An 11,699-nucleotide genomic window follows, 5' to 3' on the forward strand; every position below is an offset into this window, starting at 1 on the left:
AAGATTCCTATCACCAATCTAAAGCAAGTCTATCAACACTGCTAAACATAAACATTGGGTACGTTAATTAAATTTTAAAGCCAACTCACCTATTTTACTGTAAGTTGGCTCACCACATTTATTTAATCCGTTTAAATTCTTTTTCATTTCCGTCAACAAACTCTACATCAACCTCAATGGATTGATAGTCTTCTTCAATATTAAAGACTTTAATGACTTGATCAATCACTTCATCATTAGGCGCTGTAGAATCAAAATTCAACTGCTTAAATAACGGCTCTAATTTTGTATAGGCTTCATCACCTTGCAGCCTTACATTTTTTCGATCATCCTGTAACTTTGCCTCTATTCCTGACTTTTTATCTTCGTATTCTACCTCATAAGACTCCGTTGCAGAGTAATCAACATCTAATGAAAACTCTAAAAAGTTGAATGTCACTTGGTCAGTGGGCGTATCGCCAGTTTGTTGTGTAGCATTCTGATTTGCTGGTGCGTTAGCAGGCACGTCCTTAACCTCATCCTTATTACAGCCATATAGAATGGCCGTCATTAAAGAAACAGCTAATAAAAATTTCAATTTCATACTATACACTCCTTTCTGTACATATTATTTCCCCTTTCAGCTATAAACTAACCCAAAAAAGGACATCTCCTACAATGAGGAAATGTCCTTTCAATGATTTAACTAATAATAGAAATTACGATCAACGTTACTTTCTTGAATTGCTTTTGCCAAACGGACTGTTGACACAGCCAAATCAGCATAGGACACACTCTTTGTAGCATTAAAGTTATTTTGCTGTGCATCAATCAGACCCATACCACTCGCTAACGCAATATAGCCTGTATATGCTGGATCAATAGAAGTTGCATCAGCAAAGTTTAACTTGTAAATATCTTTATACTTTGCAACATTTTCTAGTTGTAGTATTTTTACAGTCCACACAGCTAGATCTTGGCGAGTTAATGTTTCATCCAATGCGAATTGATTTGCAGGCTGTAAAACGCCCATTTTTACTGCTTGTTCCACTACACCATACAGTGGATGATTTTTATCGATATTGTTAAAGGATTGCTTTTCTCCATCTCCATTACCGAAATAGCCATATGTTAAAGATTTTAGTAGAATCTTTAATGCTTCACCCTTTGTTACAGCAGCATCAGCATTAAAGTTTGCTAAATCTTTTACTTCTAGCACATTTTGATTTACAAGATAATTTAATTCATTAGCTGCTGTTGGATGTGAAATTACAGGTTTTTCTTTGGTGTCACCTACCTGATACAACCATTCACCAGAAATTGCATCAATCTGATTCTCTAAACTACCATTGTAAGTTGGAGCATAGACTAGATCATAATGTTGTTTACCTTCAGTATCTTGTTTAGCATATTGTAGCTGTAATGTAAGTGCCTTACTATAAGCTTCTTTTGCTTTATCAACCGGGATTACCTGGCCTACGGATGGCCAGTTATCAATTTTAAGTTTATTAATAAACAATGAGCGTAATGATCCATCATAGCCTACACCTACGTTGATTTCATCTCCAACAACTGCAATACCATTCACTATACGAGGGAAGGAGAAGTAATAATCTTTACTATATTCATCATATACAGGATCACCGATTGGCATTGAATACTCATGTAAATAAGAAGGAGCCCATTGTTTTAAATAATCAACCGCCTTTGCCAATGCAGCCTCCTTAGAGATAGAATTTGTTTTGTCAGTGTTTGTAAAATCTCTCTTTAGATCGTGGTACTGCACGATTTCGCCTGTTGCCTTATTAATTTCAAAAGAGGAACCAGAACCACCATTATTGTACATATACGTATAATTAATAGTATAAATCGTCTCACCATTGTCATTTTCTCGTTCATCAACCATCTCAATAGTGAGCTTCGCTTTGTCTTCATCAACCTTTAATAAAGTTTTCGCAAGCTCTTCGGCTTCAGCTGCTGTCATACCGCTTTTTCTAGGTGGCAATGGCTGTGATGAAATTTTTTCAGCACTTTTCGTCTTTGGAACTTGTGCAGAAAAACCATTCGTTGTTTGCCACTGCCCAGTTAAAGCATGTACACCATTAAATCCTGTGACTGGCATATAGACTAATTTCATCTTACGTTGATCGGTAGAATAATCAACATAATAACGAAGTTCAACTGCTAGGTTGTCACGTACTTGTGCAACAATTTCTTCCTCGCTCTTTTTCTGATTTAAACTATCAAAGGTAGCTTTACTAATAGATTCTGTATTGCGGTACATTCCTGTTATTTCTCCATTAGCAAGAACTTCAATAGAAATACTTTGGTCACCAATAAGCACATTATTATACGTTGGTGAATAAACAAAGGAATAGGTAATTGGTTGTGATAATGGTCGATTTATTTGCATGTTATAATTGAAACCATCATCACGGAGTTTATAGTTCTCTGTATTCTCAAATTTTTTCAGGAAATCTTGTGCAATTTTTTTCGCTTCATTCTCTAAATATTTTGCTGGATATACTGCTTCTGCGATATCAGCTGGCTGATAATGGAAGTTTTCTAACTCTAAATCTTCTCCCTTAAATGTAAAACCACCATAAACATCCTTACCATTCACTGTTTTATGGAAGTTTAGATCATAACGGACAGTTGTGTCTTCTCTATAGAAATGACCACCCCCAGAATTAAATTCATTATCAGCAACAAAATTGAACTCTTCAGGGAATAGTGCACGTAACTTTTTAATTAGCATACTTTTTGTAACTTTTATCTCTGAAGCAGCTAACTGTATTTCAATACGCTCTGAAGGTTCTTTAGCATTTGCTGAAGCTTGCGAAATAGGGGCTAGAACCCCAACAGAAAATGCTGTCGTCGTCAAAATAATACCTAAATTTTTAAACTTACCCAAAATATCCCTCCTAAAATATTATTTACCAGAGTTATAATATACTTTACCATAATTAGATATATAATTTACAGAAAATTACCATTTTAAAGAAAAATAGATTGGGTAATCCTCACTTTTTCTTCCTCTTCTCACTTCTTCACCACATCAAAATTGGCACCAATTAATACCCAATTCTGAGGGAATGGTAGCCCCAACTTCCAATAGCCAATACCACGCAAATTGTATTGTTTAATAAGGTTGAATTTCGCTTGAATTGATCTAGCATCTTCAAACCACACCATATGTGCTCTACCTTGTTCATCATAGTATTCAAAAAATGGTGCTTGGGCTCTCCCATCAAACTGAATCGCTGCATTATAACGTTTAGCAATTTCAATGGCCCTTTGTGGACTAAGTGCTTCTGCATATGGTCCACCCTGTACAAAAGGTAATGTCCAATCATAGCCATATAAATTTTGTCCCAACATAATCTTACTTGCAGGCATTTCGCTAATGGCATATTTTACAACTGCCTCTACTTCTGGTAGAGGTGAAACGGCCATTGGTGGACCTGCAGAATATCCCCATTCATAGGTCATCAGTAAAACAAAGTCTACTATTTCTCCATGTGCCTTATAATCATGTGCAGCCGTCCATGGACCCCGCTCACTGGCACTTGTTTTTGGAGCTAATGCTGTGGACACTGTATATCCTTGAGCATGAAATTTTTCAACAGCTCTTCTTAAAAAATTATTATAGGCTTGTCGCTGATCAGCTGGTAGATTTTCGAAGTCAAAGTGGATATCTTTGACGTCCCCCAGTCGCTTTGCTTCTGCAAGAATATTATCAAAGAGTAAATCCTGAACAGCAATACTTTGAAAAATATCTCTTGCTAATTCTCCACTAAAACTAAAATTCTCCAGATTAGAAACGACCATAGCAAGAGATGCTCCAGTATCATCTGCAATTTGTGTCACACCTTGACTTGGTGGTCTCTTTAGAGTTCCATCCCTTCTTGCCTCATAGCTAAATAAAGCCAAATATGTTAAATATGGACCCGCTTCCCTCGCCTGCTCCAATAGCGCATCACTAACAGATGTCCCTCTCGGCTCTAGATATGCTAAGGTTTCAGCCTTTGTTTTTGGCGGTTGAGGAATATACAATCTCATCCCAACAGCTAATGGCTGATTCGGATTAATACCATTTACTTGAGCAAGCGTTAGATAATTAATACCGAAGCGTTGTCCGATAGACCATAAACTATCTCCTGGCTGTACATAATAAAAGCTCCCGACAATTGGAATTACAAGAGCTTGCCCTACAACTAAACGATTTGGCTCTGGTATTTGATTGGCATCTACAATACTCTGAACCGTAGTCCCATACGCCTGCGCAATACCCCATAAAGACTCGCCAGCCCGTACAACATGTATTTGAATGATTTTGCCTCCTTCTAGCTTGATAAAATCATACCTATAAAGCTTATGAAATCAGAAAAGAAAAGATGTCTTTCAACAACTCCACAAAAAAATCCATCGCTCTTATAGCGAATGGATTTTAGGTTTGTTCATTTTCTGTTCATCTCTCTGACTCGCTCTACAATAGTTCATGAATAATATGAAAGCAAATAATTGTAATAGTGAGCCAATAAAATTAACCGTTTTTTGTATGTGTGCATCAATATTGATGGCAAAAGCATGGAAAACAAATCCACATAGCATACATGCCATAAAGATTTGATAGGTTTTAAAGGTTTTCGATTCTAGAGGTTTTTCTTGATGAATATGCAGCAATAACTGAAAAAGGTAATACATAAAAACGATTAATAGGAACTGTATAAACTGTATTCCTATCTCCCAAAAAGTCTTAACTCCAAGCCATTGAGTTAATTCCAGAATAAAGGATACTACGATTAAAATAATGGCAAAATTCTTCGACCAACGCTTTAAGTTGTGAAAGGATGGTAATAAGTAAATGCCATATGCGAAGAATAGATAGCCCATAAAATCTGGTAAAATATCTGGTATACCAAAAAAGCTTAGATCTAGAAATACAAAACACAATCCATTGGATAATTGTGCATAAGGATTTTTCATTGTCCTTCCTCCTCGCCATCCTGTTGTTGGTCTTGTTTCATCATTAATGGATTCACAATTTCATTATCAAAGGTTTCATTATAACCTGATTGTTCAATTGAATCTTCTTTGTGATCATGCTCTGCATAGATTAGATTCCCTACCCATGCTATAAATGACAATGAAAATGTCAAATAAACGAGTCTGCCCTTGGTAAAGCCCTTAAAGTATATAAACGAAATAAATAAGGACAAGCAAAACATAAGAACGATACACATCGTAGTTTCCAAATATTTCTCCTTATCACTTATTAACTGAGCTGCATGTTTTAATCCAATCGATTGTCCTGTGGTCACCATCACTAGAAATACGAAAACAGAAAGTGTGACTGGAATGGTGAGGATTGTTGCCAATGAAGAACTATTGGTTGTATTGTGCTGACGTTTTATGAGTTTTTGCCGTAATTCGGATGAAAACTCCCGATTAGGATCTATATCAGAACGACTTTTTAACTTCTTCAATAAATCATTATAATGTTGCTCCATCAATTATCCCTCCCCACTTTTTTCCGAAGCCTTGTCATCGCTCGGTGAAAATCAACACGCACCTTCACTTCAGAAATTCCCAATATTTCTGCTGTTTCTTGAATAGTGAAATCCTTTAGCATTCGGCAAATGATAATAGTTCTATCATGGGCTTTTAACGTCATTAATGCCCCCTGGATTATTCGCCATTGTTCATGTTGTTCAACAATTTCCAAAGGCTTCTGAACTTCTTTCAAATTAGGCTGCCATTTGAGTTTCTCTAGTAAAAGACGCTTTATTTTTTGCTTTCTATGTATATCTACTGCAGTATTGCGAGCAATAGATAAAATCCAAGTTTTCACTTTTTCTTCATTCTTCAGATTATCTAATTGCTTAAGTATCTTGAAGAATGTTTCTTGTGTAATATCCTCTGCTTCTTCTCTACTATTTGTATAATAAAGCGCAAAATGATACACATCGCGTTGATATTTATCGTACAAATGTTCTATTTTTGACATATCCTTTGGCAAAGCTTCACCCCACTTTCTACCTTACAAATAAGTCGCAGCTCGCTACTTTTTGTTACACTTTTCCCAAAATATTTTACGTAACTAGCGTCATATGCCTTATTCTTTTAATTGTTTCCACTCTTGTATAATGAAATTAATGTAAGGAGGTGTTAGATTGCGTTTATTTTACCAACAAAAAGTAATCGGTAAGAAATCTCGTAAGCTTCAAAAAGTCCCATTTTCTATCGACGAGCCTGTCATGAATTTACAGGATTTACTAATTCAGCTTGTGACACAAGAGGTACAACAATATAACGATAAAATGGTAGCTATGCCACTTCATCTTTGTTTAACAGATCAGCAATTAGAAGACGCTGCCCAGTATGGCAAAATACATTTTGGAGAGAAAAAAAGCGACTCTTTACAGTCAGTTGACCGAGCTATCTCTACAATGCTTCAAGCTTTTAAAGACGAGCTGTTCTTAGTTCTTCAAAATGAGGAGTCGTTAGATTCGCTTACTACACCATTAACCATACAGGAAAACGATGTTTTTACATTTATTAAACTAACAATGCTTGCAGGACGCATTTGGTAAGGAGGGATTTTTTATGACACTTTCACATGAACAAAAAACAAATTTTCAAAGTAAAATCGATACCGCACCAACAGCTATACAGCCACTAGCAACTGCATTACTAAAATATATGGACAATCGAGATTATGAAATTGAACAGCTAATAACTGCGCACAAAAACGAATCGCTTGAAGAGTTATTTAACGGGCCATTATTTGAAATTCTCACATTATTCTCTTCACAGGAACGTGCATTCAAGATTAAGAAACTAGCATTACGTTTTGATGCTACGATGTTCCAAACTGGTGTTTTACGACGATCATTTCGTTCAGCTCAACCCGTCCAAGACCATCTATTTCAATGCTTACAATTAATAGAGGAAATGCTGACATTTGAGGAAATTGATCTGCAGGAGTTATTGGTTAACCATAGTCAATATGAGCATGGTACTTATCCAAACTATAGCTCCTATGTGATGAAAAATGAAAATGTAAAAGTAATGGGCTTTCATGTCTTTGAGCAGCTACTTGCTGAAGAACTATCCTTAGAAAATCCTTCAATTGAGGAGGCAGTGGAGAGCATTTTATTTGATGAGCATCATAGTAGCTTTTTTGGTCATCCACTAATTCGTGGCATTTTCAAATCAAACAATAGCCGTATGCATGAAGCTCTTGGCAAATTATTGGTAGCAGCTGCACGTCAAGAGGGGCTACGACAAGCGATTGTAGAAAATATTGACCATGGCAATCTTGATGCACAAGTCAAAATGATGAAGCTTATTCAAGAACATCAACTAACACGCTTCTCCTCCGTAATCCGAGCAGTCGATACGTGGATGGGACTTGGCTATAATAGCTTTGAAAATCAAAAAGTAACTGAGGAAATTTTGGCTTTAGCCATTCAAGCTATCGAAGAGGACAACTTTGTCGGGCAGCTTCTAAAAAGTGAACGTACAATTGATATTTACGTTGCATTATGGGCGACTTCTACAAAGGACTATACGAGACTAGATGGAATACTTACAGAACTCTTAAAGCGCGACAAACATATACAACTTACAACGCTTGCCTTTTTGAAAAATTTATCTAAAACCTCCTTTACAGCGCCATTTGTGAAGGATTTAATTTTAACGACGAAAGATATCGAGTTGTTTGCCTTTGCATGGGGCAATTTCCTCTATGCAAATCACTATATTAATAGCGAATATGCTAGCGATAACGAATGGGATAAAAACCTTCAAAGTTTCATGGAAGAAAACGCACAGCTACAAGGCATTGAATATCTTTTATTTGAACAGCTTGACTGGGCAAAGAATGAAATCACTAAAGATGGCTTAATCATCACAGGAAAACCCTTATCCTTTGTCTATGTACATTTGTCATTTGAAGACTTAATTTCAACACAAATTATTTTGGCCCATCATGTACAAGACGAGGCTTTATTCCAACGAATTATTGCACAGGCAGATTCCTACTCACCATCAAGTAGAATCGGCTTACTGAATATTTATTGTCTTGACCCAATTACACAAGGTCAACGTGAATTTCTATTTAATTCTTTACGAGATCGAAGCTCGATTAATCGTTCTCTTGCTTTAAAGAAAATCCATTCTCTAACACCAACCGAAGAAGAAATAGCAAAAATTGAAGATCTTTTAGCAAATAAATCAGGGGCTCTTCGTAAAGAGGCGATTTCGCTTTTGAAAGTTCAGCCACAGGACCATATATTGCGAAGTGCTGAAAAGCTAATAAAAGACAGTAAGCAGTTAAAGAGGCTTGGAGGGCTCGAATTATTGTTAGAAGCCTCTAAGGAATGCGACTTAGCTAGTGAACAAGTTATTGCCTTATGCGCCTTACTACCAAAAGTAACAAAAAATGAACAAGTACTGTTAGATCAATTAGTAGCAAGGGATGTCCCAGAGTATAACGAGGACAACGGCTTTGGCTTATATACGCCGCACCCCCCTATTCAATACGATAGCATCGTCGATGGATCCGTTAAAATGAATGGTGAAGAACCTTGGCAGCAGCTTGTTCCGTTATATGTACAGACACCTACGCCATTTGAAAAATTCTTTCAATATGATATTGAAAATCTATTATCAAAGCTTGAGCAACTCATTCAAATACTTGATAAGCATGCTGAATTTGAGTACGAGACATATCAATGGAATGACACACCCATCGCCACTACCTTGGGGCAAAAATATAGTATTATGGCATCTAAAACGGACAGGCAGCGACATGCTAGTTTGGATGTTTACCCTATTCCAGAAGAAATTGTTCAATGGATCAAGATATCATTAGTTAGCAATGAGGACTTAGCCTATTTTAACTTTTATAATAATCTATCAGAATACCCTGCTGCTCATGATCTTTCAGATGCAGCCCATACGCTTATTGAACCTTTTTTCCAATATGCAAAAATCAAAGCACATGTTGCCCAATTTAATTCCTTGAAATATCACGATACGCTTCAACAAATTTTTTCGGTCCTATCGCAAGATATCGAAAATATTTCTGGCGAGACAGCGTTGCATAAAGAAGCATGCTCATTACTTGAAAAGCATGCACCTGAATTTAATAGCTTTGAACAGGCAATTGGTATAATGCTTCAGCTATTCAATCAAATCCCTGCCGATCGATGGCAAATTAATGTTAGAGATAAAGGTTATTATTACTATTCTTCTACGTCTACAATTATTGATTTAGATATTATCGAGACATTTGTTGATCGATGCTGGTCTGATTATTCAACTTATGGTGAATACGTCAAAATGCTAGCCATTAACGAAGAGCTAACAAAGCGCATGCAAAAAGAAAACTATAGCCCAAATCTATACAATTTATCTATGTTCCAATATTTAGATGCAATGAAAGCTGGCTTATTGACACAGGATCATTTATTTGAAGCAATATTTACAAATACACTTGCTTCAGAAATTTTTAATGAGCCAAATAAATTAGTAGAACGCTATCAACAGTCATTTGAAGATTTAACAGGTTTGCTTGCTATTCGTAAACAAGCTTTTGATCGTATTATAGCCATAGAGCTTAAGCGCGGTGATACACCAACTACTGTTACTAAACTCGCAAGTAGCATTTCTTATTTTGAGGGTATTGATTATTTCTTACAAATTCTACAAGCACTTGATGGAGAAAAGCTTGCAAGAGGCTATATTTGGCAGGCAGAAACGAAAAAGGATGTATTCTCTCGACTGCTAACAAGTTGCTATCCTAAAAAAGAAGAAACGGCACAGCAATTAAAAGAAGCGTGGGAGAAAACGGATATTTCCAAAGAACGTTTAATCGAAGCCATGATGTATAACCAGCATTGGATCGACCTTGTTAGTGAGTTAATTGACTGGGAAGGATTAAAAGAATCTGCCTGGTATTTTATCGCCCATACAACAGATTCTTTATCGGACTTTGCCAAAGATCAGATTGCTCTCTTCTCAAGCATAACCGCTGAGGATTTTAGTGATGGTGCATTCGATTTAGCTTGGTTCCAAAGTGCTTACCAGACACTAGGGGCAAAAAAATTCAAAGTTGTCTATGATGCAGCAAAATATGCTTCAGAGGGAGCCAATCATCGTCGAGCACAGCTTTATGCAGATACAGCCATTGGTAAGCTCAGCCCCAAACCATTAATGACAGAAATTCAAGACAAGCGCAATAAAGATAAACTACGCGCACTTGGTCTTATCCCATTAAAAAAATCGGATGATAAAGACGCCCTAACGCGCTATCAATTCATTCAACAGTTTATAAAGGAAAGTAAGCAATTTGGCGCTCAACGTCGTGCAAGTGAAGCACGAGCAGCAAGTATTGCACTAGAAAATTTAGCTCGCAATGCTGGGGATGGAGAAGCCACTCGATTCACATGGCGCATGGAGTTATCAGCATTTAACGATATCAAGCATTTATTTACAGTACAACACATCGAACAAATTACAGCCCATTTACAAATTGAAGAAGATGCCTCTGTTGTCATTATCGTTGAAAAAGATGGTAAGCGTCTAAAGAATATTCCTGCTGCATTAAAAAAGCATGCTGACATTGTAACCTTGCAAGAAGCACGAAAAGATTTACAGGAGCAATATAAACGAGCTCGTCCAGCACTTGAGAAAGCCATGGAATTGGAAACAGTATTTTCAGCTGAGGAGCTCATTAATTTATTAGCCCATCCGATTCTAGCTCCACTTTTACAAAGGTTAGCTTTTATCAGTGATGAGCACATTGGAATGCTTACACCTGATGGCCTACAGTTACTATCATCTGACATTGTGTCACTTACACCAACGTCAGCCATAAAGATTGCTCATCCTTATCATCTTCTTAAAAGTGGTCAATGGCGACAATGGCAAGCCTATTTGTTTGAGCAAAAAATACAACAACCATTTAAGCAAGTGTTCCGTGAGCTGTATCTCATCAATGAAGATGAAAAGGCACAGAAACAATCATTGCGTTATGCAGGACATCAAGTAAATCCGTCACAAACAGTTGCCTTGTTGAAAACACGGGGCTGGCAAATTAGTTATGAAACAGGACCACGTAAAGTCTATTACAAGGAAAATATTGTGGCATCCTTATATGCACAGGCAGATTGGTTTACACCAGCAGAGATTGAGGCACCCGCAATTGAAGGTGTTTACTTCTATGATCGTTTAACAGGCAAAGATATTGTCTTAGATGACATTCCTGCCGTGATTTTCTCTGAGGTCATGCGAGATATTGATCTCGTTGTCAGCGTTGCCCATGTCGGTGGTGTAGATCCTGAGGCAAGCCACTCTACTGTTGAAATGCGTAGTGTCATCGTAGAAGAATTGGCTAAATTATTGAAGATACACAACGTGGAGGTGAAGAAACAGCATGCCCTAATTGAAGGTAAACTAGCAAGCTATTCCTTACATTTAGGTAGTGGTGTGGTACATCAAATGGGTGGATCAATGATTCCGATAATCGCCGTCCCATCTCAGCATCGTGGACGAATTTTCTTGCCAATGGTGGATGATGATCCACGCACAGCCGAAATCATGTCAAAGCTTTTATTGCTAAGTGAAGATACAAAAATTAAAGACCCAGCTATACTAGCTCATATTCGTAGCTATGAGCAAACACGCTAAAATGTAAAAAACAGGTGACA

At 37.0% G+C, this 11,699-nt stretch carries 8 protein-coding genes; 2 read left to right on the plus strand and 6 right to left on the minus strand.

Annotation, left to right across the window (positions count from 1 at the left end):
• Positions 1 to 118: 118 nt before the first annotated feature.
• The 6 genes from GJU32_RS20210 to GJU32_RS20235 form a co-directional block, all read right to left on the minus strand.
• Positions 119 to 583 (minus strand): YusW family protein, encoded by a 465-nt coding sequence (locus GJU32_RS20210; RefSeq protein ID WP_155593722.1) that lies wholly within the window; start codon positions 581 to 583, stop codon positions 119 to 121.
• A gap of 102 nt (positions 584 to 685) precedes the next feature.
• Entirely contained in the window at positions 686 to 2,893 is a 2,208-nt protein-coding gene (locus tag GJU32_RS20215) for a YcdB/YcdC domain-containing protein (RefSeq protein ID WP_155593723.1), read from the minus strand.
• Positions 2,894 to 3,021: 128 nt separating this feature from the next.
• Positions 3,022 to 4,311 (minus strand): glycoside hydrolase family 18 protein, encoded by a 1,290-nt coding sequence (locus GJU32_RS20220; protein ID WP_155593724.1) that lies wholly within the window; start codon positions 4,309 to 4,311, stop codon positions 3,022 to 3,024.
• A 102-nt stretch (positions 4,312 to 4,413) separates the two neighbouring features.
• Positions 4,414 to 4,968 carry a hypothetical protein gene (locus GJU32_RS20225; RefSeq protein ID WP_155593725.1) on the minus strand — a complete coding sequence of 185 codons (555 nt, stop codon included), beginning with the start codon at positions 4,966 to 4,968 and terminating at the stop codon, positions 4,414 to 4,416.
• Positions 4,965 to 5,492, minus strand: coding sequence for a hypothetical protein (locus GJU32_RS20230; RefSeq protein WP_155593726.1), 528 nt, complete (start codon positions 5,490 to 5,492; stop codon positions 4,965 to 4,967). The genes GJU32_RS20225 and GJU32_RS20230 overlap by 4 nt, the downstream gene beginning before the upstream one ends.
• Entirely contained in the window at positions 5,492 to 5,989 is a 498-nt protein-coding gene (locus GJU32_RS20235; RefSeq protein ID WP_196426752.1) for an RNA polymerase sigma factor, read from the minus strand. Before GJU32_RS20235 ends, GJU32_RS20230 begins: the two co-directional genes overlap by 1 nt.
• A gap of 166 nt (positions 5,990 to 6,155) precedes the next feature.
• On the opposite strand from GJU32_RS20235, the gene GJU32_RS20240 reads away from it, so the two are divergent.
• Positions 6,156 to 6,575 (plus strand): hypothetical protein, encoded by a 420-nt coding sequence (locus GJU32_RS20240; RefSeq protein WP_155593728.1) that lies wholly within the window; start codon positions 6,156 to 6,158, stop codon positions 6,573 to 6,575.
• A gap of 13 nt (positions 6,576 to 6,588) precedes the next feature.
• Positions 6,589 to 11,679: a DUF4132 domain-containing protein gene (locus tag GJU32_RS20245; RefSeq protein ID WP_155593729.1), complete on the plus strand. Its 5,091-nt coding sequence runs from the start codon at positions 6,589 to 6,591 to the stop codon at positions 11,677 to 11,679.
• Positions 11,680 to 11,699 lie beyond the last annotated feature (20 nt).

The organism is Lysinibacillus cavernae (assembly GCF_009724685.1).
Classification (GTDB): domain Bacteria; phylum Bacillota; class Bacilli; order Bacillales_A; family Planococcaceae; genus Lysinibacillus; species Lysinibacillus cavernae.